This is a genomic window from Parabacteroides timonensis (assembly GCF_900128505.1).
In the GTDB taxonomy this organism is placed as follows: Bacteria; Bacteroidota; Bacteroidia; order Bacteroidales; family Tannerellaceae; genus Parabacteroides; species Parabacteroides timonensis.
This window is the reverse complement of sequence record NZ_LT669939.1, coordinates 93,411-119,537: the sequence shown is the minus strand read 5'-3', so window position 1 is coordinate 119,537 and position 26,127 is coordinate 93,411. Positions and strand designations below refer to the sequence as shown.

Below are 26,127 nucleotides of genomic sequence, written 5' to 3'. Positions count from 1 at the left end.
GGCGAAAGCCGCCGAGGGCCCGGAGCGCAGGCTGGCCGAGGGCGTGGCCGCTTGGCTGGAGAAGGATACGGAACGGGCCGCCGCCATCTTCCGCTCCTTGGCGGACGACGTGCGGGTGGGCGAGCAGGCACGGGCCAATCTGGAGCGACTGGATTGATCCGCACGGACACGTGCTTATCGTTATAGAATGAATGTATAATGTTTTAAAAAAGGAGGTAAATCATGCCAATCAGGTACAAACTGGTGCAACGCAAGGATTTCTCGAAAGATGCCCCCACGGACGGCAAGCGCTACTACGCCTCGCTGGTGAGCAACGGCACGGTATCGCTCGATGAGCTTTGCGAGAGTATCGCCGAGGAGACGGCACTGACGAGCGCCGACGTAAAAAGTATCCTCGACCGCCTGCCTCGCATCCTGCGCCGCCACCTGAGCGAGGGGCGTAACGTGCAGATGGGCGAGTTCGGTAGCATCCGCCCGACGCTGGGCAGTCAAGGCTCGCTCACGAAGAAGGAGTTCAACGCCGCCACGATGATGAGGAAACCGGGGCTGGTGTTCACGCCGGGCAAGTTGCTGCAAGACATGCGTGAAAACGTGACATTCTTGCGGGTAAAGGATCCGGACGAGGAGGCTGCGGGCGATAGCGAAAGCCCGGACGAGATCTGATCTCCATCCGGGGCGGCCCTCTCCGAGGTCTGCGGCGGATGTCCTTGGAGGCCTGCCGCGGATGTCTCAGAAGGTCTGCCGCAGACCTCTAAGGGGGATTGCCGCAGACCTCCAAGGAGGCTCGTGGCGGATGCCGGAAGAGGGATACCGAGGACTAACGCTGATATTGTCAATGACTGGAAGCTAATATTTCTAACATTTAATTAAACAATACGATGAAACGAAAAAGTACATTATGGGCACTCGCCTTCGCTTGCGTGGCGGTGTCTTGTTCGGACGACCTGAAGGACGGGCCGAACGGTAACAACGGGAATGAGGCCGACGGCGAGAACGTCTATGTGACCGTGAACATCGCTACCGGCTCCACGAACGGGGCTATGACGAAAGCCGATGATCCTACTGGTGGAGAGGATGGCGACGGTAACTTGACCGGCTCCGAGGCCGAGAACAAGGTGAACGACGTAAACCTTTATCTTTTTGAGGGGGCTGCGATAGATAAGATTGATTCTTATGGAAGCTCAGATATCGGTACAGAAAAAGATGCGTCTCTATTTGCCACCGGTACTAACACGGTAAACAGTAACGACGTTATGATCTACGGTTGCGGTTTTACCAACACTGTGGCGGGAAACACGCCGGACGACGAGCCGCATCACACGTCGAACGCTACGGTTACCGTCAAGGTGAACGAGTCACCGGGCGAAACGACGAAAACTTATCATGTGATCGCCGTTACGAACCTAGGTTCCGCCAAGACGTTTACCACATTGACCCAATTGCGGGACTTCTTGCAAGAAACGGCATGGAAGGGCAAGAATGAGTATGGAACAGCCAATTCGTTCGTGATGTCCACCCACCAGATGAAGGGTGTGAACGGAGGTTCCAGCGTATCGATCTCCCAAGATAATACGGTAGAAGGCAATCCGGCTACCACTACGGTGTATGTAGAACGTTTGGCCGCTAGGGTTGACTTGAAGCTGGCCGATGGCTTGGCCGGCGACGGGATAACGGTGGATAACTCCATAAGCATCGACGGCGAAAGCGATTTAAACCAAACAAGTGATGCCGCTAAAGACAAGATCAAGCTGACCGGTTACCAGTTGATCAACCAATTGAAGGGCGGTACTTATATGCTGAAAAGGGTGACGGAAGAGTTAACAGGAACGCAAAACGATCCCTATAAGGCCGTGACGGAAGCTACGAAATCCAACTATTTGATGAATGAGATTTGGACTAGCTCTGAGTTCAAGTTCAATTACGTGCTAGATCCTTGGACGAAGAATAAAACATATAATGGCTCCGGTACCTTCCCGACAGCAATCACTCCGGCTGGTTATTATACGGGGGATGCTACTACTGCTGTCACCACTAAATCATCAATGTCGGAAATCTACGCCAACCAGTACAATATTGATTTGAATGAAACGACACCTGTCAAGATAGCAAGTGCGACAGCCATAAGCACCACGGACTTCACCCCGGTTCTTTACACGATGGAGAACACGGCCAGCGCGGCGCAACAGAAGACAGGCTTCACGACCGGTATGCTGTTCGAGGGCGTATATACGCCGCACGCTTGGAGCGAGTACGTATCAAATGATACTGAGACGGGGGTTAAAGTTTCTGTATATAAGGAAAATTCCAGCTTCTACGTGGTAAACGATCTGTATAACAGCGAGGCCACGCCCAGCCGCTATTTATGTAAGGACCTGAAGACGATCGGCGTGCTTGCTTTCGCTAACCTTGAAGGTGAAACGAATGGCGTTGATATCATTAAGCTGTTATTCAATGACGATGTTACTTCTACTACCGTTACGTTAGAAAAGTTGAAAGAGGCCGTCGCTGGGATGAACAAGAACTATAAGTTGGGCGAGGCTTATCATGACTATTTGGACGGGGTATTGAATCCCGAGCAAAATGCTCCAAGCGATTTTGGCGAAAGTACAATCACCGCTATCAAGTGGAGCTCGTTCATTACTGCTGCCGGTAAAGAAGCAGACAAACCGCTTAAAGATCCGGCTAACGAGACAGATAAAGTAACCGCCTCCGAGAATATCAAGAGTGACTACAACATCTCCTTCTATAACGAAGGTAAGTCTTACTACCGTTACTGGATCCGTCACGCCAATAATGACGATGCCAACGTAATGGGTACGATGGAATTCAGTATCGTCCGCAACAACGTATATCAATTACATGTGTCCGGCGTAAGCGCATTGGGCGATCCGCTGCCTTTCACTCCGGGAGAATCCGAGCCGGGTACCGACGTGGAGAGCGAGAATATCTATATCAAAGTGGAATTGTACGTGAGAGACTGGGTTAAGCGTAATCAAGGCTCTATCATCCTCTGATCCCCCGTCGGACCGATCCCACAGGCCGGGATGCTCCTCCCATCCTAAAGCTATGACCCTACGCATGGGAGACGGGCGAGGCCCCCTCGGTTAGGAGATAATAGAGGGGACGATTCCCGGCTCATACACCGAGCCTCGCCGCCAAGACCCCGGGTACGGGGCGGCGGGGCTTCCCTGAGAATTATCTTTGGCGATAAACAAAACAGTTTGACTTTTAGAATATGAAACGATTATCGAATATACTGACAACATCCATCGGGACGCTCGCGCTGGCCGGACTGACCGCCTGCGATTTCATCCACGACAACTCCCTCGCACCCTGCGAGTACAGCCTGCGCCTCGTCTACGATTACAACATGAAATTCGCCGACGCCTTCGGGCACGAGGTGACGAAAGCCGCGCTGTTTATCTGCGATGACAAGGGTAATTTCATCACGCGGCGAGACATTGAGGGCGACGAGCTGAAGGCCAACCATATCGTGATGGACCTCGACCCCGGCACCTACCAACTGCTTACGTGGGCGGGGCTGGACGACGACTCCTACCAATGGCCCGAGCCGGCTCCCGGCTCCTCTACCATCGAGGACATCCGTGTCCGTACCCTGAGAGAGCCCGACACTACCCAACCCAATGAACTGGAACCCCTCTGGCACGCCCTTGACACGCTTGTCATCACCGGCGACAGCCACGAGGAGAAAGAGATATCGTTGGCCAAGAACACCAACAAGCTGCGTGTCGTATTGCAAGACACCGAGGGCTATAGCATGGATGCCCGAGACTTCACCTTCCATATCACCGCCGACAACGGCTACATGGACTACGACAACCGCCTCCTCGACGACCCGGCCATCACCTACACGCCCTACTACCAGAAGAGCGTAGACATCGCCGACGGTGACGACTCGATCAACGGCAAGCCCGCCAACCGGTACGTGGCCGTCGCCGAGCTGAACACCATGCGCCTCATGGCGGGCGAGAACTACCGCCTCGTCGTGCGCCACAAGGACTGGGAGAAGGACGTGCTGAATGTCAACCTCAACAGCTACCTCCTCCTCACCCAGATGGAGGGGCACGACATATCGGCGCAGGAATACCTCGACCGGCAGGACGAGTACTCCATCGTATTCTTCCTCACCCCGATCGTATGCCCCGACTGCCCCGACCCCGATCCCGACCCTGATCCTGATCCCGACCCCGACCCTGATCCTGATCCCGACCCCGACCCTGATCCTGATCCCGATCCCGACTCGGACATCCCCGACCCGGACGTGCCCATCGTAGGCTACGCCTGCTACAAGATACAGGTGAAAGACTGGGTGATCCGATTGAATGACGCTGATTTATAAACAACATAAAGAGAAAGACATCCATGTACAACCGATATAAACAAGCCTTGGCGATAGCGGCCTCGCTATCGCTCCTCTTATCCTTCCCCGCCTGCTCCGACGAGCGAGGAGGCGGGCCGGAGGTGCCGGAGACAAAGTATGCCCGGTTGACCATCTCGCTGGGAAGCATAGAGCGGCAGGCGGTCACCAAGGCCGGCGAGACCTCCACCGAAGTCGTGACCACCGATGAAGACTCGGAATACGAACGTCATCTGGCCGACTGGCGCATCATCATCGTGAAGAAGCGTGCGGATGGTGCGTTCGTGTACGACAGCGGCGTATCGAATGAAGATGCTCCCTTGAATCCCGTCCCCGATTCAAGGGACGAGGCCTCGGTTGAGCTGGAGGTCGGACAATATTACAAGTTCTACGCCTTGGCCAACCTGAGCGGACTCACGGCGGAATCGAAGCAAGAGATCGAAACCGAGTTGGATGCGCTGAAGGAGGGTTCCGTATTCGATCCCGCTGCGCTGGACGCCACCTTGCGAGCGATCACCGACTATACGGAAACGGGAAAGACCTACATCCCGATGAGCAGCTACGGCTATCCGCTGGGCGATACCGGCTTGCTTATAAAAGACAAGGATAACGAGCTGGAGATCGAGCTGATCCGTCTCTTGGGCAAGGTGAGCGTGGAGGTTATGAACCGTACAGGGAAGGAGGTCACGATAACGGGCATCGAGGTCGGTAAGTTCCGCAAGGACGGGACCCCCCAGTACTTGTTCCCGTGGGACGTAAAGACGGGAACGAACCTGTTGCTGTTGTCGCAAAATTCTCAGACGGTTGAGATCAACAATCCCCGATTCCCCACTCAAGCCGAGGAGGAAGGTAACCCCTATACGGTGAGCTTAAACGACGACAACCGAAAAATCTCAGATAACGACACCCGGTCTTACTCGTTTCTGGTAACGGAGACAGCCAACGGGAACCAGACCAACGGCGGCGGTAAGCCTATCACGATCAAGCTCACGACCGACGGCAAGGACGATACCCCGAAAGAGACCCGTTTCTCGTTCGTGCGCCGCAACGACTGGCTGAGGATCCCGATCCTGCTATCCGACGTGAGCGTCACGTTTACGCCTAGCATGAGCCATATGCCCATCGGCGGGCTGCCCCACACGATCACGATCCCGGCGGGAGCGTCCATCCCGGAGGTGCCTTTCAGCACGCAAGGCCACGGGGGGAAGGTGACGATCGCTTTCGAGATCCAAAGCGTCTCCGGCCTGACAGGTCCGAAGATATTGTTCTATTCATCGGGCAGCGATTCTTACGAACTAGGCGAGGCGCACCCCTTCTCCAGCGCCGTGGTCGGAAGCTCGGATAACAAGTCCGGCCTGCTCTACGACCTGTCGTCTTCTACACAACCATATGCGCCATGGATCACCGAGACCGGAGCGACCGCCCTGCAACTGAATGAAGGCGACTCCGATTTGAAAGGCTCTTTCACGGTGACGACGCAGGAACTGGCAAAACACGCCGACGCCAGCGTACGGCTGAACCTCGTGCTCGAAGGTACCAGCGACGGAGCAACAACCAAGGTAACATTACCATACACGATCACCATAGAAAACACGACAAACCAACAAGGAGGTAACTAATCATGAGACACTATACATTATATAGCATAGGCAGGCTACTCGCCTTGTCCTGCGTGCTCCTGATCGGAGGCACGGGAAAAGCGTGGGGGCAGTATACGATAACACCTCAAGCAGGTAAGTCCTTTCCGCAGGACGACGTGCCGACGACTGTGGATACGATTTATATCGCTGATAACGAAACACGAGTATTTCAGATTCCGGAACTAGTAGAGTTTACCTCAAATAAATGGATGGGAGATTATAGATGGTATACACGCTGGTATCGTGTGAATGAAGAAGGTAATGTCCTATCAATAAGCAACCGGTTTTCGAATGGTAAGCTGAAAAATGCAACAAGTGGAAATTCAGGGAGCGTTAATTCATTGTTTTGGTATCATGGCTTTTCCCTTCAAAATACAAATCTGAGTGAAATTGGACAAGTGACATACACAAGTAATGGGGATAACGATATTCTTATCTGTGATATCAGCCATAATATTGATGGGTTGGGTTGGCACTCCCCCGATGGTAGTTCTCCTACAGTATTAACCGAGCCTACCATCTCCAAACGGTATCGATATATCATCCGTAATTCTGGTGTCATATCAGAAAGACTCTCCAAGGTTCAAACGGATGCAGCCTTGGATACTTTTTACATAACCATACCGAATGGTGCTGAGAATGTAAACTTACAGTTGGATATGGGTGCTAAGAATTATTACTGGACAAGTAATAGTAGACAGAGGAAAGGTGATCATTTTGTCTATAAGAAAGAGGGTGGCCAGCAAATTGCTATAGACGAAGGAAAACAGATCATCAATATTCAAGAGTCAATAAAAACGGATATGACGGTAGATGTGTTTGCCTATTCTAATAGAGATGGTTTTCTTCCAGCTTCCACCAGCCCCTGTATCGCAAGATATATTATCACCCCTCAAGATGATTCCGGATTCGAGTTAGAAGAAAATATAGAAGAGACGAATGAATATCGTAATCCGGGAAAGTTCGATCGGAAGTATGAGCAAATAGGATATAACAATTTCGATATCATCGATAAGAACGGTGGATTGACGGATAGTACGGTCACGCAGTTGACCCCCAAAAACAATATGAGCATGACACCGCTGGATTATGAGGAGAGTACTTACGGATTCGTGAATCCGGGGTTGGCTTCCATCTCTGAAATGCTGACTCCAAAGCGAGATCACTATGGGTTATATCGTTCTGCGAATGTTTCTGATCCGGCTGTTTCGGATCGTAAACGTTACGACGTAGAGGGTTGGGCACAGGGGATTGTTGCAAGTTATGACGGTGGTGGAACTATTCAATCTTCCAGTTGGACAAATAGAATGTATGACTGGTTTTTTGGTAAAACAAGTACTGCTGGGTTTTATGATAGAACTTATGAGGAAACAAAAAACGGGGAAAAGAAATACGGCTTTTTCTTCTATGTGGATGCAGCCGTTCAACCCGGCCGGATTGTCAATATTCCTTTGGCGGGTACTATGTGTGGAGGTACAGAATTGACCGTCATAGCTTGGGTATCAGACCTGTCGGAAGGCCAAAAAACGAAACCCAACTTGAATTTTATATTAAGAGGGGTTGATAAGCTTGGAGATGAGATCGTGAAAGAAGAAGTTTTACACCGTTTTTCGACGGGAGATCCCGAGGGATATGATTATGCCAAGTGGATGCAAGTCTGCTACCGCATTATTATCCCTCGAAACAAAGCAAACTATGGGGAATATTCGTTGGAAATACAAAATAACACGTTGGATTCCAACGGTGCCGACTACGCCATCGACGACATTCGCATCTATAAGACCCTGCCGAATGTCTCCGTGCAGCGTGCGGACGCTTGCTCCGCTTCAACCTTGATCGTCAGTTCCGACTATGCCACGTTGTTGCGTAACATGGGATGGAATACCAATGGCGGTGATGTATTGAAGGGCGTGGATCTGACCAAGCCTTATAATCGTAAATATCGTTATGGTCTGATGGGCGGTGATCCCTACGCTGATAGTCCTCAGAATTATGTTGGCAACGTCTATTTCGGTTTTACGGATAAGATCGGTGCCAAGAGAGAGGATGGTGCTACTGATGTTGATGGTTCTAAAGCGGAAGACTGGATTACGATAAACAAGGATTTGGAGAAAAGCGATGATCCTGTTTTACAGGGCTTGAGTAAGAGCATCCGTGTCGTTGTACCGACAAGTAAAAATGCTGATGTAAAATTTCCTCAAGACAAGAATACTGCTATCTCCGACGAGATCCTTATGAATATACGTGCCATGAATGATTTCCTCTCCGATACAGAAGAAAAGTCGATAACAAAACCAGATGGTACAAAGGTAAATATAACTATTTGGAATAAGGATACACTGAATGGCTTCAATGTGGATAGTTTAAAAATCGTGATCAAAAAACTACTTGAAGGAATCTCAATTAATACGGAAAATGGACATATAACTGGCTCCATTGAGGTGACGGATGGTAATAGAGATACATTTAAAGCGCATATCGACTCAATCAAAGCGGAAGGTACTAAGGAGAATCTTTTATATGAAAGATGGATACGAAAATTCTATTCGTTCTTGCGGATACCCCGTATTCGTTGTCCTTGGGTAATAGAAACTACTGATCATAATTATATCCTCTATCTTCACTCCATTAATGTCGATAATACGGAGTTGAGGTTTGCGGGAGAACTGCTAGGAAAAAATGCAGAGACAAATCAACCGATTTATGCCGAGGGAAAGTATGATGTCGTTCTTTTCAATGCCGCGCAAGTCGTAGGCTCGGGGGGTAATGAGGATCAATATGATAGTAATATTGATTTCACGGATCCGTGTTTGTTAAATTCTTCGTTCATCGTTCAACCTTCTATCACGATCGCATTGGATGGCGAGACGCATCCGAACGACCATACCTGCTTGAATAGTATCCATACATTGGAAGCCGAGTTGTGGGTGAACGAGGTGGATGACTATGGGAACTTAAAAGATAAGGTAGCTTTCTCAGTGCAATTCTCCGACCAGATATATACCTTTGATTGGTTCTTGGGTACAGCGTCGGAATATGAGGAGGTAACAAAAAAATTAAAGGCTACCTATCCCGGTGTAAATGACAAATTCGCTAACTTCTTAAAGGCTCTCCGCAACACTTTGACTGACGAACAGAATAAAGCGGGTACTTTAACCGCTGAGATCATACGGGGAAGCTCTTTTTATACGAATGGGACTGATGATCAACGGGCGGATGCCGAATACCTGATACGATTACGCGGTGGTGAGGGAGGCGATCCTAAATTGGTGTCCGGCAAAAAAGTCTCGATAAGGTGGGTGAATGATATCCTTGCCATACCTTATGTGAAAGACTTCACGGTGAACGATAAACTATACTCTGTTTGTACGAAGCCGCAACGATTGACATTGGGAGGAAATGACGCCGATCCCAAGATGGCAGTGGGGTATAATGATGTGGAGTACGATGACATATCCTTGAATGAGGTTCCGTTGCGCTTGGGATTGGAGAATGTCACGGAGAATAGTAAACTGCAAAATATCCCTATTCAAGGAAATCGAATCTCATTTGGATCGGGTGGAAACCGCTTGGATGTATATCCGGACAAAAATGAGGTTCTTTTAAGAATGGATGATGATACCTATAATCCGATTGCTACCTTAAATGAACTTTCTGCGACACAGAAGGATGGAGGAACGCTGACGATGACATTTAATAGAGATGCTGCAACGTATCTGGAAGAAGGGGAAACGTATCGTTTATACATTCCATTCGGGGAATATGATGATAATGTTTTTGTTTCGAACTCATGCGAAGGTTACGCCGTATTGGTTATCAAAGTCGTACCCAAGTACCTGACTTGGGATCCGAAAGCGGATAATGAAGTTTGGTATAATGACAAAAACTGGTACGCTTCGACCAAAGACGAATTATATAGTACTACGCTCGGAGAAACGGATACGGAAACAAAACAACTTGCTCCGTTGTATTTCACGAAAGTGACTGTATTGGGCAAAGAGAAGTTATCCTTGGATATTTCGCAACAGGCAAATCACGTACTACAGTTAACAAATGAGCAAAAAAAACAAGCGACAAAGGATATCCAATACGACATGGCCGTATTAAACGCAGGCGGAGAGATCTCCCCTTACTATATCAACAAGGTTAGCGAGATCTACCTCAAGCCGGAGGCTACGCTCATGAATCAGCATAGGCTGGATTACGAGAAAGCTTGGGTGGAATTTGAGATCAAGAACAATGGCAAGCGCTGGTTCGCCTCTCCGTTACGGGATGTCTATGCGGGTGACTTCTATGCCCCGAAAACAACCGGCAGACAGGAGACGGCGGCCTTTACGGGAATAACGTATGATGCGCAAAATACGAACAGCCGCTGGGCACCCGCTTTCTATCAAAAGGCATGGAACAGTGCGGTTAACTATGCGACTCAAGCGGATGGATCGACCCATGAATCGGTCGCAATCGTCAAGTCCAACTGGAGTATCGAGTACAATGACGTGACCGTTAAGTACCCGGTCGGCAAGGGTTTCTATCTAAGCGTAAAGGATGTACCACAGGATAACGGCGGTAACGGTACCGCCTTGGTCCGCCTCCCGAAAGCGGATGAAAGCTACAGCTATGAGCCGGCTACAAAGGCCGCTAGTGACATGACTACCATTGCTTCTCGAACGAACTCCGGACAGCTGGCGGCATATAAGGGAGAGAACGGTTCTTTATCGGATGGTGAGGTAACCGTGAAGTTGAGCGACCTGTTTGGAGAGGCTGACGGGGATGTGATCGGCGAAGGTGGCACCTCAAAGAAGCGTCATTTTTTGGTGGGTAATCCCTATATGACCTACTTGAAGATGGAAGAGTTTTTCACTGGGAACAAAATCTTTGCGAATAAGTACTGGACATTGACTGATGGCACGGTAAGTGCGACAGTAGTAGGCACACCGGATATCCCATTCGAAAACGCATATACCACCGGTACCGTAGCCCCGATGCAGGCATTCTTCGTGGAGTTGGCAGAGAATGCGGAAGTGAAAGCAGATACAGAGATAACTTTCACTCCCGAGATGATGTCAGCCACGCCTATCACTGCCGGAAGCACCGCCACGAAAGCCTTCGCCGCCTCCAACCCGGTCATCACCATTACCGCCGAACAGGGCGAGGCAAGAAGCCGCTCCATCTTGACGGTACGCGACCGCGCCGACAATGGCTATAAGGCCGACGAGGACGCTGTTGTCCTGCTCGATTCCGAGCTGGACGCTCCGATGGTTTACACCGTGGCCGGCAGCAAGGCGGCACAGGTGAACGCCGTGAGGTCCATCCGGAACATCGGACTGGGGGTCTATAACGAGGCGGGCGGTGAGGTTACCGTGACCATCGAGGGTATCAGCCGCCTGACGGGTCGCCTGTACCTGTACGACGCTCAGGAGAAGAAATCTACGGAACTGACAGGTGACAGCCATACGTTGCGTCTGGGTGGTTCCACGCACGGACGTTATTTCCTTCGTTCGGATGATACCCCGGCCATCGGTATCGATGACATCTCGATTTACTCGGCGGAGCCCGGCAAGGTGGTGGTCAGTACGACGGATAGGTTGGAGCGCATCCAAGTGGTTACGCTCTCCGGTCAAGTCATACGGGGTTTCTCCCCAAGACAAGCGACCTGCACCTTCGACTTGCCCCAAGGTATCTACGTGATCCGTGCGGAAAGCGGACAAGCCGTGAAGACGGAGAAGGTGAGGGTTCGGTAGACCCGGCCTTGAGGCGATCATAAAAAATAAGCCCGCAGGTACTCGTGCCCGCGAAGGTTGATTTCTTTCCTGATATCCGTTGATAGGGTGACCACACCGTCCCATAACCGATTACAGGCCAAATTCAATCGGTTATGGGACGGTGTGGTCACCCTCTAAAAAATCACTCCTCTTTACGGGGATAATCTTGCTAAGAGGTGGAATTGCAGACGATCTTTGAGAATCATCTTTGAAGGATGGGCGAAGAGATTTATTTCGTATTTTTGTTCTCGGATTTTAGTGTAATACCATTCCTTCGCAGCAGACGATACACTGTTCCGCTACTGCCTATATTTAATATTTTCTGTATCTCCCTTACCGGTGTTCCGGATTCATAGAGCTGGATGCAGCTTTTCTGCTTGGCGATGTTGTTTTTGTTGATAAGTGTCTTTCTGCCGAATTTGACACCTTTTTCCTTGGCGATTCTTCTGCCTTCTTGGGTTCTCTCATAAATAAGGTCACGCTCAAATTGGGCGAAAGCACCGAGAATGCTGTTCATCAGTTGGCCGATTGCGCCTTCCGTACTGATGTTGTCTTGCAGTGAGGTGAATTGGATGCCCTTATTCTTGAAATCTTCCAATAGCGTAAGAATATTCTTCAGCGAACGGCCAAGCCGGTCCAGCTTATATACGACAAGTGTGTCACCTTCCCGGAGAAAGTTCAGGCAGGCATCCAGTTCCGGGCGGTTTTGTTGACGTCCGGTCATTTTCTCAGAGAAGATCTTCTCGCATCCGGCAGCCTTCAACGCTTCCAGTTGCATATCCAGATGTTGTTCCTTGGTGGAAACACGGGCATATCCTATTTTCATCCTGTTTCGTATTTAGATGTTTAATGAAGACATTAATTCTTCATATTCCTCACGGCTGTATTGGTTGAACCCCTTTTGCTTCATAACCAAAAGAAGCCTTTCCAGTTCTCCGATAGTCACTACCTGTTTGCCAATAACGGTAAATTGTTCCCATTCTCCCTTTTCGTTGAGCAGGTATTCCCGGTGTGCAAAACAGTAAAGAGAACCGTCAATGTCATTCCGTTTCTGCCATTGACGCAGATGCTTCAAACTGGTGAAATCACGGGTGACAGTACGTGGAATGGGAACCAATACGTCAATTTCCATCTTGAATTTTATATTCTCTTCCGCTTCTTGCATGGGTGATTAGCTTATTTCATAATACATCAATTATTGTATGGGCAGGAAGTTCCAGTTTGGAGAAAGCAAACATTTTCTTGCCCAAATCCTTTAGCGATGCCCCAATATGATATACTTCCGTATTATCAATGATTAAGAAGCGGTCATGAGTACTTTTATAGGTTCTAGCTTTAATGGGAGGATATTGGTCGTTGTGTTTGTTTAAATCAAGTTGGAGCTGTGCGTTTATTTTGTGTGTATAAATAGTAGCTGATACTCCACTGTTTCGTTTGCTCAACATGAGTAACACGGATTCATCTACATAGTTGTCGATAAGTATAAGTGAGCATTTGGCAGACTTTATTAAATCTGTAGCAAACTTATACGCATCGAATATCTGACCGTCAAAGAAGATACCTTCCACCGGAGGCAATGAGGTGCGTACAAAGAAGTCTATCTTTGCATCATGTTCAGCAATGGTTTTCTCTATTTGGAAGAATTTATTGTTCATTCTATATTCCATGTCATTGAGCCGTTGGTTTATAGAATAGCCTTTCAATAAATATTCTTTTAAAATTTTATTTGCCCATTGCCTGAATTGCGTACCTCTTACGCTTTTAACTCTGTATCCAACTGAAATTATTACGTCTAGACTAAAGAACTTGACAGGCTTATCGGAATTAGCAATGTGCAAAAAATGCACATTGCTTTTCTCTTCCAATTCCTTTTCCTTAAAAACGTTATTTATATGTTTGGTAATAACGGTTCTGTCACGTTGAAAAAGTTCTGCTATCTGCGCTTGTGTGAGCCAAACGGTTTCATCTTCTAAACGTACTTCCAACCTTACAGCTTCATCCGGTTGGTATAGTATGATTTCTCCTTGCTTCTCCATTATATGTTTCGCTTTTATTATGTTGCTGCAAATGTACGAAAAAGAAACATTATAAAGTCTGTTTTTTCCGTAAGTATTACCTCAAAAGTTTGTTCCCTTTTTATTTTAATAAAACAGAAACATACTGCTGTTTCAAAAAAATCAGTTATCTGTTTGCTATTTATAGTTAGGGTATCAAATAACTAAAATTCAAATGGAAACGTAAATTTATATTTTATGCAGATTTGTTTGTTAGAAGCCGGAGAAAAGGACACAAGGCACGATAAGAATCATAGGTCGGGGAGCGCCGCACGGCAAGGGGGTGCATCAGCACTCCCGACGAGTGCAGCCGTTGGCCGAAAATGGAAAAAAGTTGGCTTTTCTTTTGGTGTTGTCATAACTTTGTCTATTATTGTATTTTGATAATCAATTTTAAAGTTATAACATTATGGTAACAAACATTATTCAGATTGGAAACAGCAAGGGGATAATACTTCCTTCCGAAATATTGAAACAGTTGCGTTTGTCCTTGAAATCGGCTGTGAGCGTTTCTTTGGACGGGAACAATATTGTGATAAAGGCACAACCACGACAGGGATGGGCGGAAGCTGCCAAACGTGCCCATGAGAATGGGGATGATGAGTTGCTTATCCCTGATGTGTTTGAGGATGAAAAGTTTGAGGATTGGACATGGTAGAACAGTATGAAGTGTATTGGGTAGAGTTAGACCCTACCCGTGGGGGTGAAATGGCAAAGACACGGCCATGTGTTGTTGTCACTCCTTCAGATTTGAATATGTACCTTACAATAGTAGTCATTGCTCCGATAACCTCCACGATAAGGAACTATCCTTACCGGGTTCTGTGTTCTGTAGCCGGGCGTGAAGGAGAGATAGCCACTGATCAAATTCGCACGGTGGATAAAAGCCGTATAAAACGAAAAATTGGAGAACTTAACAACAGGGAAATAGAGGAACTGAAAGAAGTGTTCCGACAAATGTTTTGTGAATGATGGAAGAGAAAGAGAATAAACCTACCTGTAAGGATTTTGCGGAGTATCTTAAAAAATGTGCCGAAGCCTATGCCAAGCATGGGAGCCGGGAACTGACCGACAGTGATGGAGAGTATCAGGATATCTTTGATGATCTGTGCCAGCTTCATGGAGATTTTGACCATGGAGCAAACCGAATCATCTCTTTAAAGGATATGTTTATAGAATACTTTAATGTAAAGTAACACTCCATTGGGCGAAGGCAGGGCTTGCTGCGGATGCCAGACTTTAAATAATCCATTGGATTAATTATCTTTGCACGCTAATTTTCAAATTATAAAGAAATGACTAAATCGGAAATCGTAAAGGAAATATCTGCCAGCACTGGCATCGACGGCAAAGTGGTGCTTGCTGTTGTGGAAGGATTCATGAATGAGGTAAAAACTTCGTTGGGTAAGGAGGAAAATGTCTATCTTCGTGGATTCGGTAGTTTTATAGTGAAGAAGAGAGCGCAAAAGACAGCCCGGAATATCTCTAAGAATACCACTATGATTATCCCGGCTCATAACATACCGGTATTTAAACCATCTGAAGAATTTTTGACAATGGTAAAAATGGGTAAACAATGAAAGATCAGTTACGGCTATTGAGAGATTGTATCAATAATGACCGTCCGGCAGTTGTCTTTTAGGGAGACGATTTTTGCGCTCCTGAGATTTTGGAGGCAGCAAAAGAAATTTTATCGTAATTCTGGAAGACTTCTATAACCTCTTTATTTATAAGAGGTTTGAAGGGAAGGATAAAATAGAGGTAATGACTTGGCAACCGTACCTATTGCTGCGTTTTGCTGTGAGTTGCTTTCTTTGTCACTCGTCTTAGGACAAAAGTAGCAATAAAAATTGAAATACCTCAAATTGCAATGGAGTTTTTTATACAATTTGAGGTACTCTCTGTTTATACCGTTATTGATGTTGCTAAATTGACGGCTGATATATGTATATAATTTCATTCAAAATATTCGTTTGCCATAAACACTCAGTTTATACAATCGTTTACTTGGGAAGCAAGCTGGATTTTTTTCTTGGAGACCAATCACCCCAAGGCATCTTTCTTTTTTGAGGGTAACAAATATAAAGATGTCTTTGAGCTCTAGTAATTGCAACATATAGGTTATTTTTCTCTTGTTGCATTTCAATGCTATTGTTCCCTTTTTTAATAGCACGATAATCAGGGAATGTCCCCTCATCCATACCCACAAGGAATACTACTACAGCTTGTTGGCCTTTCATAGTGTGAACTGTACTCAATGTAACCCCTTCTCCGTCCGAAGAAGTGACAGAGGTTTGTCCCAACGACATTGCATTACGAAAAGCAGACAAAGAATAATTTGTTACACTCTTAGCATAAGAACTCCAATGATGTTTTAACAATTCAAATTCATCAAAAACAGCCAAAACTTCATCTGTTGACTTAAATTCCGAAGCATTAGAGGCTTTTAAAGTGTTCAATATAGATTTGACAGTTTGATACATATTACTACCATCATCTTTCAACAGTGAGGCTTGCTGCACGACTTCTTTTAAGAATGCATCGCTAATATTTTCTACGACTTGTTCTAACGATTTGCAATGGCTCACGCCTACTATAGACTGCAACATATCAAGATGCAGTCTATCATAGGGATTGGTTCGTACTACCATAGCCAAATCAAAAGCTTTAGCAGCAGTGGATGCAAATTCCAAACCTGCTCCCGTAGTTTTATAATGATACGGCAGGCTACTACTTTTTAATTGCTCTTCAATCTTTCCAAGAACGAATTTATTTCTAGCAAGTACTGCAATATCAGAATAATTCAATTTCCCGTCATAACCTTCTATTTCAGTACCAACCAATGATTTTATACCACTTACGACTTCTTGTGCTTCCTCACATGGTGTATCATAAGCATATTCCTTACAAACGCCTGTATAAGGTAAGGTTACATCTAAGGTGTCATCATGCACTACCTTTTGTGCATAATCCAAAATAGCCTTCGCACTTCGATAATTCTCATTTAGGTTATATACGGTCGGATTGTAGTCCTTCACAAACCAATCATCCATATATTTACTACTTGAACCATTAAAGGCATATATGGATTGTTTGGTGTCACCAACCAGCATTACGTTCTTATGCTCACCACCAGTAATCGCACGAAGAACCATGTATTGAGCCTTGTTTAAATCCCGAGCCTCGTCCACACAAATGTATGTAAAACTTCTTCGATATAAGTCTCCAATTCTTGGATTATGTATCAGTAATTGATAAGCATTAAGCAACAAATCATCAAAATCAATTGCGTTTAGTGAATCCATCTGCTCTCTATAACTTAAATATAGATTACGCATCTGCTCATCTTTAATAACATTATACAGTTCGTCATCTAAAATCACAGACCGTTTTATAAGGCTGATATTATCCAATGCCCGATAAAGAGTTTCCCTACGTTCTTTATCATTCAGTCCTCTATACCACTGGCTTAAAGATGGAGTCTCAGTAATTGTGTCTTCCAAGATTTTCTTTCTATCGTCATCTGCAAAAATTTGTGGCATTGTCACAAACCTAGTAGCGGCAATATGGCTTTCAATGATTGATTCACATAGACCATGGAAAGTAGCAACAAAAACATGTTCCAGTAGATTTTCATCCACTTCTGCAAGTCTTGTTCTAATCTCCTCACAGGCTTTGTTGGTAAATGTAATTGCCAATACCTTACGCTTGGTCATACCAGCCAACATTTTTATACGTTCCACAAGCACTCTCGTCTTGCCACTACCAGCACTTGCACGTACTAAAACTGCACCATCTGTCAATGATGCAATTTCTTGTTGTTTGGGAGATAACTTTATCTTACACATGACATATATCCTTTTTTATTCCATCAGCTTGCGCTATTCTGCATTTGGAGTTTGGATGTTCCATGGTATTTTATATAATTAAGACTCTTCAATGATACGGTTCATCAAATCACATATTTTTGGCAGCTATGACGGTCTGCGCAAGCAGGATAGGGGCATTCCTCAAAGGATGCCTGATTATCCGTAACTATGAAGCCTCCGGAACGACATACATAACTTACCGGATGAAAATAAACATCTTCCTTTTTCGGCCTATAAGTACATAGTCTTATAAGGCTGTTCAGCTCTTTGTAAATTTGCTCACATTTTTCTTTGGGATAATGTGGCAAATCACCGAATGCTTCGTAGGGGGACAAAGGCAAATGCTTTGTCTTTCCACATGACAGGTGTGTAATTCTGTACCATTTGTTATTTGGAATAAGGATGGCTGGCAGATTCCGTATTTCTGTATCAGTTAGGTAATCCGTCACTATTTAAGTGCGCCTGGGCAAACTCCCGGAGGTTCGTTTTGGCAATGTACTTTTCATAAATCTCATCCAATACTTCTTGCATATTTTCTACTTTATAGAATTTTAAGGGGCTGCCGTTTGTTGTGGCTTACCTTTCCAGTTGTTCGATGATACTGGGAAATATCCTACGCAATAAACCGACGGTAGCTACGGCTGTAGCTGGTTCTACCTCTATTGTAATCTTTTTCTTTTCCATATCATTGTATTATGTTATCAAAAGTAATAATTATTAGGATATTGGTAAGCATTTCTTCTGAAAAACTTTTTAAAGATATTGTTTTAAGATGGCATACTGTGTTTTTGCGTTCACGCAGTATTCTTTCCCATCCCCCCCTTCATCGGAATGACTGTTCTCATTCCCGGTTTACCTGTAGTCATCCGCTATGCGGCTGATTATGGGCAAACCTGAAAAGAGAAGTTCCAAACGTGGGCGGGATTGCAATGGTCATCATCCGGAGCTTCGGCATTGCCGAAACAACTTCTTTTCGTAAGTTATACCATTCTCTTTTTATTTCTCTGTCAGTCTGTTTCTTACATGTATGTCCCAGCCTTTTAGGACTGTAGATACTCGGATATTTCGTTTCAAAAGCGACTTAAAGCCGCTTTTTTGGCATTGGTAGAAAAAAGATTATGCATTAAAAAATGCTAGTAAATTTGCTGCATTTCAGATTTATTGATATTTTTGTATCAAAAATGATACTCAAAAACATTCCCTCTATGAAAAAAATATATGATACATATACAATATATGAATTTTCAGATGAAAGTATTGTTAAGGAAATATGCAAGAGGGTTAAGGCTATACGGCTTAGCTGCTGTTTTTCTCAGCAAGAATTTGCAGACAAGGCGGGAGTATCCATCATTACGATTAAAAGAATAGAATCTTGCAAAGTAAGTGATATTGCCCTAAGTACATTGCTTAAGATTTTGCGTATAAGTGGGACTCTTGAGGGCGTTGTCGGTCTGGTTCCGGAACTTCCGGACTCGCCATTCCTTATCAATGAAAAGATAGGCAAGAGAATACAAAGAATTAACAGTAAACGTAAGATGGTATGAAGAAAGAGCCGATTATAGTGAATGTATATCTGTGGGGAACTTGCATTGGCAAATTGAATTGGAACTTTGAAAAGCATTGTTCTGTATTCCAATTTACGGATGAATATAGGAAACAAGATTATGATATATGTCCTTCCACTCATTCTAAGAGAACCCCTTTGTTCGCGTCTTTTTATGGGAATAAAGATAAGTTATATCAAGGGCTTCCGGAATTTCTTGCAGATGCGCTTCCTGACAAATGGGGGGCTTCCTTGTTTGACCAGTGGCTCACGGATAACAATATAAAGGTTACGGAATCATTACCTCTATTGAAACTTTCCTATATTGGAAAGAGGACTATGGGAGCATTGGAATTTGAACCGGAATTTAATGATGGTGACATCCAAGAAACGGTGGATATGTCATCATTGGCAACGTTGGCTTCTAAAATATATAATGATAGGGATGCTGCCGTCATATCACCAGAGGATAGCCTTACGATGAAAAAGTTGGTATATCTTGGAACCTCTGCCGGTGGTATGCGTCCAAAGGCAGTGATAGCCTATAATACTGAAACGGGAGAGTTCCGTTCCGGCCAGGTGGATTTACCCGAAAATTTCAAACAGTATATCATAAAATTCAAAGAGTCTGACGACTCTCCTACCACAGAGATAGAAATGATATATAGCGAAATGGCAGCAGCGGCAGGGATTAACATGATGCCATGTTTCCTGAAAGAAATTGATGGGAGAAATCATTTCGTAACGGAAAGGTTTGATCGTAAGGGTGGAGAAAAGATTTTTAGCCAGACCCTTGCAGCCATTATGCCGGGAGCAGATGATTATATGAAGCTATGTTGGATAGCGGATACTCTGAAACTTTCTCAGGAAGACAAAGACCAGGTATTTATCAGGATGGTATTTAATTATGTCGCAGGTATATCTGATGACCATAATAAGAATATTTCATTTATCATGGACAAGACAGGAACATGGCGTTTGTCGCCTGCATACGATGTGATGTTCACGGCAAATACATGGGAAAATTCTTCTGCACACATTCATTCGATGGGCGTGATGGGCAAAAGGTCTGCCTTGACCACAAGTGATTTCGTTAACTTTGCCGAGGATTTTGTAGAGGAACCCGAAAAGAAGATATTACAGGTGTTCGATGCTGTAAGTAGCTTTCAATCATTATGTGCCAAATATGGCATAGGCAAGGCTATATCTGATAAAATCCAACATGTGTTGGATGGATTGGTCATCGATGATTTGAACTTGTTGGAGTCGAAGAAAAGTAAGTAATCTAGAACTGAACTGACTGGGGTTATCTGTCGAATCTTATTTGAAGCGGGGTATCTTTTCCCCATCCACCACCCTACATCAAGGTAGCTCCTTTGGGCTGTTTTGCGATAGCGTACACGCAGTTCCCTTACTCCCACCACCCCATTAAGGTATGCCTGGTTCTTGTTAGCCCTCACTACCGTTTGTTGGCTGCTGAATCAGGTATCCGGTTCGTTCACGCATCATCTTGTAGGATAATGTGTTCTCTCACCTTGTTGCTTACCCATACGTCCCAGCCTTCTAGGGCTGTAGATAGGTATTCGGATATTTCGCTTTCAAAGCGGCAGTACGCTTCAATCGCTTGCTTTTCTCCGAGTGGAGCCTTGTTATTTTTCCGATTGTATAATCTTCTTTTTCCAGAAAAGGTGTGGTGACCGTATTGGTATGGTTTTATTCTTCCCACAGAATCCGTTTTCCCTTTTTTTCGGTGTAGCCTATTTTATTGCACAGTCACTTTTTTCTAATATATGGAATATGGTATGCTTCATTTTTCGGCTTCATTTTTTTAAAGGTATTGCAGATGTTTCTTCCGGTGTATCAATGGGCGGCTGACTATATTTTCGGAATGTGCCATGCTTGCTGTCTAACCGATTGTTTTTTGCATTCTTTCCAAACCTGTTACTGATTTTCAAGTTTTGTCTTTTTCATATCATTTTTTAGTGAAGTCAAATCATTTTCCGTTGCAAAGGTAGATTGTTGCTAACCCCGCTGATGGGGATAAGGGGACGATTCACAAATATCACGTTGTTATTTGGCTGAAATCTTCCTTTTTCTGTTTTGCACAAAAAGTGTATTTAACCCCAATTATTTGTTGCCATCTTAACCAATAAAAAAGGGATAAATCTTCCTTTTTGACAGGTAAAAAAGCGTATTTATCCCTTTTTTCATGGTGTACCCCCAAGTCAACAATCAGTTTTTGCACTGTAAAATTGATTAATTAACTTCTAAAAAATCAGAGATATGAAAAAGATTGAAAATTCATTTGCAGTAACAGGTTTTATTGGTAAGGATGCAGAAATCCGTAGTTTTGAAACAGCAAGTGTAGCACGCTTTTCTATCGCAGTCAGCCGTGCAGATAAGGCAGGTGAAGAAACCTTTTATGTTTCCGCTTTTATGGGAATTGAAGCTTGGAGAAAGAATGAAGCAGTGGATTCCTTCGATGTATTGAAAAAAGGTGAGCTGATTACCATTGAAGGCTACTTCAAGCCGGAAGAATGGACGGATTCTAAAAGTGGGGAGAAGCGTAACCGCATCATTATGGTAGCCACCAAGTTTTATCCTACTCCGGAAAAAGAAGAAAAACCGGATCAGCCTAAAAAGAAGGCTGCATCTAAAAAGAAAAAAGCAACCAAATGATTGAAGCGGCCTAGTGCCGCTTTTTTTTGCTACATATCCGAGAGCATTTTTGCGTTCACGCAGATTTTTTCCCACCCTCCCCTTCAGTGGAATGAGAAGTTCCAAACGTGGGCAGGATTGCAATAGTCATCATCCGGAGCTTCGTCCATGCCGAAACAACCTTCTTCTTCTGTCTTGCACCCCCGCCCTTTTACCGTTTGTCCCGGCAGTCCATTGTTAACCCTTTTCCCCTGCCACAAGTGGCAGGTAGATAGGAATACGTCTTTGCCAGCAGAGCCGTATGGCTTGTTTTACTTTCCGTTCTGCCCTTTTCCTGGTTTTCTGCCTCCCCTAATGTGCGTTTTTCATAGCTCCCTCTGAGACCCTTTGTTTTTGAACGGCAAATTTATTTCGGTGGATGGATACGAAAGAGTTCCGGCCTTCGCCCTTTGTCCCGAAAAAAATAACGCCGGACGGCTTCGCTGTCTCCAACATTTTTTGTCGTCCAAAACTTTTCTCAATCCCTCCTTCCTTATTGTAGTGTGCCGTAAAAAAAAGGCTCATAAACTCAGATGGGGCATGAAAGTTCAAAAAAAGTCGGCAGAAAGAAAAGGCCATCCCGGAAAGGGGGTTTAAAAAAAGGTCTTTAAATCTAGCTGAAGCATAAAATTAGAAGTTTAACAAACTAAGTAGCAGAAGTATATGCAAATCATTCAATTTGTTTTTTCGGTCATCATCGCTCTTTGTGCAGTGGCTATGTTTGTCGGAGCGGTAATAACGCCAGGTCCGATAAAGGTTGTGTCGGTTACGTTGTTGGCTCTTATTTGCCTATTCTTCTTGTTTCTCGTGAAATTGGCTTATTGTGAAATGAAATCTAAAAATGATATACTATGAAAGTGTCAGAACAATTTAAAAGTACCATCAAGGCATACCTTGATAATATGGCAGCGGTGGATAGTCTGTTTGCTCCAGTCTATCAAAAACCTACAAAGAATATAGATAATTGCATTACCTAATATTTTAAACCAAGTGAAGAAAAGTGGTTGCTGTGGTTTTAGTGATGATGAAATTTTTGGTATGGCGTTGCACTATTATCAGGAAGATAATATTGAGGTGGGTAGCCCATTAAAATGTAATGTAGTCGTAAATCATCATGTTGAATTGTCAGAGGAAGAAAAGAAAGCGGCTCGTGAGGCTGCTATCAAAAAATTGCAGGAGGAAGAATTGGCAAAGTTGAAGAAGCGTCAACAAGCCAAACGTGAGAACAATACCGAAGTACAAATCCAGTTAACTCTTTTTTGATATGAAACCCAAGACAAAATTACAAATGGAAATCGTGAATGGAAGCAGAAAGTTGACTCCCATCTCAGAGGCTCAAAAGCATTATGCTTATAAGCATTGTTTTGTGCATTACTTCAAGCGTGATGCAAAAGGGTATTGTTATTGCTTGGAGTGTGGACATACATGGCTGGATAAAGGAGATAAGAAAGACTGTAAATGTCCTCATTGCGGCATGAATCTGAAATCGGAGGATAACAGGAAAAGGACGGCTATATATAAAGAATATTTTTGTGTGGTAACTACATACAAGCAATATCAAGTTATCCGTTTTTTTATGGTGGACTGCCGGCTGGAAAAAGGGTCTCCAGCTAATTACTATATAATTGAGGCGGTACAGTGTTGGATGAATAAAGAGGGCAAGGCAGAAACGCTGTCTTTGCTACGGGGCATGTCTATATTTTATTACGATGCATGGATATATGGAAGTTCTTTAGAATTGCGTAAGCGGAATGTGCATCATGACCATATTTATGATATTTGCCCGGCAGTTATCTGTCCGAGAATGAAAGTGATACCCGAACTTACGAGGAATGGATTTAAGGGAGTCTTTCATGATATTTGTCCGAGTTCCTTCTTTAAGACATTATTGACTGATAATCGGATGGAAATATTATATAAGTCAGGACAAATAAATTTGTTCTTGAGTTTTTTAAAAAGAAAATCCTGCATGGATAAGTATTGGGCGTACATAAGAATCTGTTTACGGCATAACTATGTGATACATGATGCAGACTTGTGGTTGGACTATGTGGATATGCTGATAGAAAATAAATTAGATGCGAGGAATCCTCATTATTTGTGTCCGTTGAATGTAGAAGAAGCGCATGATTGGGTGATGGGGAAATGTAAGAAAAAATATTCTGAAAAGGATGAAAAAAGACTATATTGCTGCCAAATCACGTTTCTTTAATCTTTCGTTTGCGGATGGAAATATTATGGTTCGGGTATTGGAAAGCCTTTCGGACTTTTACAAAGAGGGAAAGTTACTGCATCATTGTGTATTCACCAACGCCTATTATAAGAGGGAAGATTCGTTGGTAATGTCGGCAACGGTGGATGGAAAGCGCATGGAAACGGTGGAGTTTTCACTTAGCAGGATGGAGGTGTGCCAGTGCCGTGGAAAGTCTAACCTATTATCAGCCTATCATGACCGGATTCTGAGTTTGGTACGGGATAATATTCCGTTGATAAGGGAAAGGATGGCTGTATAGTGAATAGCCCACACATTCGGATGTGTGGGAGTTCTTTTTTGGAACACGCCCAAAAAAGAACCAAAAAAAACGTTGCCGCTACACACCGTTACGCTCGGATTATTTGCTTGCAGGCTTTAGTTTTCCGATACATTTTTCCATGTCGGGGGACAATAGGAAAGAACCCGTTTTTTTCTGCTGCACCCCTGAATGTGGTTGGACGATGGCATACCTGCATTTCAATATCTTGCCGATAACTTCAGCACTGTCACGGTTCAGGTACATGGCTTTCATGGCCTCCGTTTCTTTCATGCTTTTCTCAGCTTCCATATAGGCGGAAAAGGAGGGTTTGAATAAGGTACGGGGACTTTCCGCTTTTTGTATGACAGCGGATAATTGTGCGCTTTTGTTGTTCAAGTGGCGCAGGCTGTCCGATACGGTGACATCTTCTGTTTCCAACACTTTCAGTAGTTCAAACTTTAAATCCGTCCAGGTGCCGTGGGAATCTGTCTGAACCCATTCTGCAATGGCTTTCTCATAGCCGGGTTTGCTGCATGAGGAAAAGGCAATGAGCAGCATACAAAAAAATAAGTGCTTGATATTCATATTGACCTGATTTTATTGGTTGTCGTATTTATGTGATTGAGCAAATCTATGAGGTTACTGGCCGCCATCCGTGGAGGTATAGATACCACACGAGACTTTCAAATCATCGTTCCAATCCTTGTTTTCCGAAAGTTCGACGTTCTTCAGTTCCTGTACCTTGTTACGGAGTTCATCGTTGCTCAGGCTTTCGACATCAGTCGTATCGCCATGAAAGTAACGATGCAGCCATAGGGTGTATTTGTGTCCTTGCTTGTCGTTGTCAAAGATGCTCCGAAGCTCCTTTACCTGGTTCTTGTCAAGAATCAGGCGTAATAGCCTCATTTGTCCTTCCGTGAATGTCCCTTCCGTAGATACATATACGAGATTGAGGTCGCTTCCGGAATGACATAGCTGATAGTGGGAGATACAGTCGATAAATGACTCCCCGATGTATAGAATGTCTATCGGGCGGCTTTTGTCATGGTTGCTGGTTGCCAGACAGTCGAACTTGCCACCGAGAATACCCTTGAACGCCTCATTCCGCTGTGAAATGGCTTGTACACCGTTTTCATTGTACATCTTGATACACACGTTTCGGTAAACACTCCCTTTGTTCTTTACTTCACGGATAAAGAAAGTGTCTTTGAAGAACCGGCTTTCGATGCTTTCTTTCAATATACCTCTTTTTGAGAGATAGTTTCCTTTGTAAGTTTGCAGTTGGCGTAGGTAGAAATGCAGTTCGTCCGTTCCCATGCTTGTGCTACCGACTTCATACCGGCTTTTTTCGGGTGTCGTGATGCGGTTGGTGTTGATGTAGTTCTGAAGGATCTCTCCCACCTTGCGCAAGGTCGGCATTTTTCCGGTTGTTTCAAGTAGATGTTCCTGCATCAGATCCATGATGCTTCGGCCACGCACGCTGTCGCTATGCACGTCCCAATAAGTATATTGGTTCTGCGAGTTCCGCTTGATGACGATGGTATGCGTTCCGTTGCTCATTTTGGGACAGGAGTTGGAAGAGCCTTCCACGATTTTCCATCCCAGCTCCAGCAGGAAATCGGGCAGAGAAATGGTTGTTTTTATCTGATTGAAATCGACTTTCATACGATT

The 26,127-nt window shown here is 44.8% G+C and carries 18 protein-coding genes and 2 pseudogenes; 14 read left to right on the top strand and 6 right to left on the bottom strand.

All coding sequences use genetic code 11. The features are described from left to right. The first annotated feature begins 222 nt into the window (after positions 1-222). The 5 genes from BQ7394_RS00875 to BQ7394_RS26050 all read left to right on the top strand — a co-directional run bounded on the left by BQ7394_RS00875 (position 223) and on the right by BQ7394_RS26050 (position 11,759). Positions 223-663 carry an HU family DNA-binding protein gene (locus tag BQ7394_RS00875; RefSeq protein WP_075555636.1) on the top strand — a complete coding sequence of 147 codons (441 nt, stop codon included), beginning with the start codon at positions 223-225 and terminating at the stop codon, positions 661-663. A 215-nt stretch (positions 664-878) separates the two neighbouring features. Beyond that, entirely contained in the window at positions 879-3,014 is a 2,136-nt protein-coding gene (locus BQ7394_RS00870; RefSeq protein ID WP_075555635.1) for an Mfa1 family fimbria major subunit, read from the top strand. Between the two features lie 221 nt (positions 3,015-3,235). Beyond that, on the top strand, positions 3,236-4,360 hold the full coding sequence (locus tag BQ7394_RS00865; protein ID WP_075555634.1) for a FimB/Mfa2 family fimbrial subunit: 1,125 nt from the start codon (positions 3,236-3,238) through the stop codon (positions 4,358-4,360). 23 nt (positions 4,361-4,383) lie between these two features. Continuing rightward, positions 4,384-5,997, top strand: coding sequence for a hypothetical protein (locus BQ7394_RS00860; protein ID WP_075555633.1), 1,614 nt, complete (start codon positions 4,384-4,386; stop codon positions 5,995-5,997). Positions 5,998-5,999: 2 nt separating this feature from the next. Further along, positions 6,000-11,759: a hypothetical protein gene (locus BQ7394_RS26050; RefSeq protein ID WP_075555632.1), complete on the top strand. Its 5,760-nt coding sequence runs from the start codon at positions 6,000-6,002 to the stop codon at positions 11,757-11,759. Between the two features lie 250 nt (positions 11,760-12,009). Here BQ7394_RS26050 and BQ7394_RS00850 read toward each other — a convergent pair whose 3' ends face one another. From BQ7394_RS00850 to BQ7394_RS00840, 3 genes are read right to left on the bottom strand one after another with little or no spacing between them, the layout of a single operon-like run. Then, positions 12,010-12,606, bottom strand: a complete 597-nt coding sequence (locus tag BQ7394_RS00850; protein WP_075555631.1) for a recombinase family protein — start codon at positions 12,604-12,606, stop codon at positions 12,010-12,012. 12 nt (positions 12,607-12,618) lie between these two features. Next, positions 12,619-12,945: a hypothetical protein gene (locus tag BQ7394_RS00845; RefSeq protein WP_075555630.1), complete on the bottom strand. Its 327-nt coding sequence runs from the start codon at positions 12,943-12,945 to the stop codon at positions 12,619-12,621. A gap of 16 nt (positions 12,946-12,961) precedes the next feature. Beyond that, complete coding sequence (locus BQ7394_RS00840) at positions 12,962-13,816, bottom strand: virulence RhuM family protein (protein ID WP_075555629.1); 855 nt, start codon at positions 13,814-13,816, stop codon at positions 12,962-12,964. A gap of 427 nt (positions 13,817-14,243) precedes the next feature. Here BQ7394_RS00840 and BQ7394_RS00835 point away from each other — a divergent pair, with 427 nt between their 5' ends. The 4 genes from BQ7394_RS00835 (at position 14,244) to BQ7394_RS00820 (ending at position 15,414) form a co-directional block, all read left to right on the top strand. Next, a complete protein-coding gene (locus BQ7394_RS00835) occupies positions 14,244-14,492 on the top strand; it encodes an AbrB/MazE/SpoVT family DNA-binding domain-containing protein (RefSeq protein ID WP_048928561.1) in 249 nt (82 codons plus the stop codon). After that, complete coding sequence (locus BQ7394_RS00830; protein WP_075555628.1) at positions 14,486-14,806, top strand: type II toxin-antitoxin system PemK/MazF family toxin; 321 nt, start codon at positions 14,486-14,488, stop codon at positions 14,804-14,806. Before BQ7394_RS00835 ends, BQ7394_RS00830 begins: the two co-directional genes overlap by 7 nt. Next, a complete protein-coding gene (locus tag BQ7394_RS00825; RefSeq protein WP_075555627.1) occupies positions 14,803-15,030 on the top strand; it encodes a hypothetical protein in 228 nt (75 codons plus the stop codon). The genes BQ7394_RS00830 and BQ7394_RS00825 overlap by 4 nt, the downstream gene beginning before the upstream one ends. A gap of 99 nt (positions 15,031-15,129) precedes the next feature. Then, on the top strand, positions 15,130-15,414 hold the full coding sequence (locus BQ7394_RS00820; RefSeq protein WP_075555626.1) for an HU family DNA-binding protein: 285 nt from the start codon (positions 15,130-15,132) through the stop codon (positions 15,412-15,414). Positions 15,415-15,837: 423 nt separating this feature from the next. Here BQ7394_RS00820 and BQ7394_RS00815 read toward each other — a convergent pair whose 3' ends face one another. After that, positions 15,838-17,682: an ATP-dependent helicase gene (locus BQ7394_RS00815; RefSeq protein ID WP_075555625.1), complete on the bottom strand. Its 1,845-nt coding sequence runs from the start codon at positions 17,680-17,682 to the stop codon at positions 15,838-15,840. Between the two features lie 1,226 nt (positions 17,683-18,908). On the opposite strand from BQ7394_RS00815, the gene BQ7394_RS00800 reads away from it, so the two are divergent. The 5 genes and pseudogenes from BQ7394_RS00800 to BQ7394_RS26525 all read left to right on the top strand — a co-directional run bounded on the left by BQ7394_RS00800 (position 18,909) and on the right by BQ7394_RS26525 (position 24,456). Beyond that, positions 18,909-19,247: a helix-turn-helix domain-containing protein gene (locus BQ7394_RS00800; protein WP_075555644.1), complete on the top strand. Its 339-nt coding sequence runs from the start codon at positions 18,909-18,911 to the stop codon at positions 19,245-19,247. After that, positions 19,244-20,530, top strand: a complete 1,287-nt coding sequence (locus tag BQ7394_RS00795; protein ID WP_075555624.1) for a type II toxin-antitoxin system HipA family toxin — start codon at positions 19,244-19,246, stop codon at positions 20,528-20,530. The genes BQ7394_RS00800 and BQ7394_RS00795 overlap by 4 nt, the downstream gene beginning before the upstream one ends. A gap of 999 nt (positions 20,531-21,529) precedes the next feature. Beyond that, on the top strand, positions 21,530-21,925 hold the full coding sequence (locus BQ7394_RS00780; RefSeq protein ID WP_075555622.1) for a single-stranded DNA-binding protein: 396 nt from the start codon (positions 21,530-21,532) through the stop codon (positions 21,923-21,925). Between the two features lie 869 nt (positions 21,926-22,794). Further along, positions 22,795-23,206 (top strand): annotated as a pseudogene (locus BQ7394_RS00760) (PcfK-like family protein). A 1-nt stretch (position 23,207) separates the two neighbouring features. Continuing rightward, positions 23,208-24,456, top strand: a pseudogene (locus tag BQ7394_RS26525) (PcfJ domain-containing protein). Between the two features lie 99 nt (positions 24,457-24,555). On the opposite strand, the gene BQ7394_RS00750 reads toward BQ7394_RS26525, so the two are convergent. Together BQ7394_RS00750 and BQ7394_RS00745 are read right to left on the bottom strand one after the other, a co-directional pair. Then, a complete protein-coding gene (locus tag BQ7394_RS00750) occupies positions 24,556-25,041 on the bottom strand; it encodes a hypothetical protein (protein ID WP_075555619.1) in 486 nt (161 codons plus the stop codon). Positions 25,042-25,095: 54 nt separating this feature from the next. Continuing rightward, positions 25,096-26,121: a toprim domain-containing protein gene (locus BQ7394_RS00745; RefSeq protein ID WP_075555618.1), complete on the bottom strand. Its 1,026-nt coding sequence runs from the start codon at positions 26,119-26,121 to the stop codon at positions 25,096-25,098. Between the last annotated feature and the right edge of the window lie 6 nt (positions 26,122-26,127).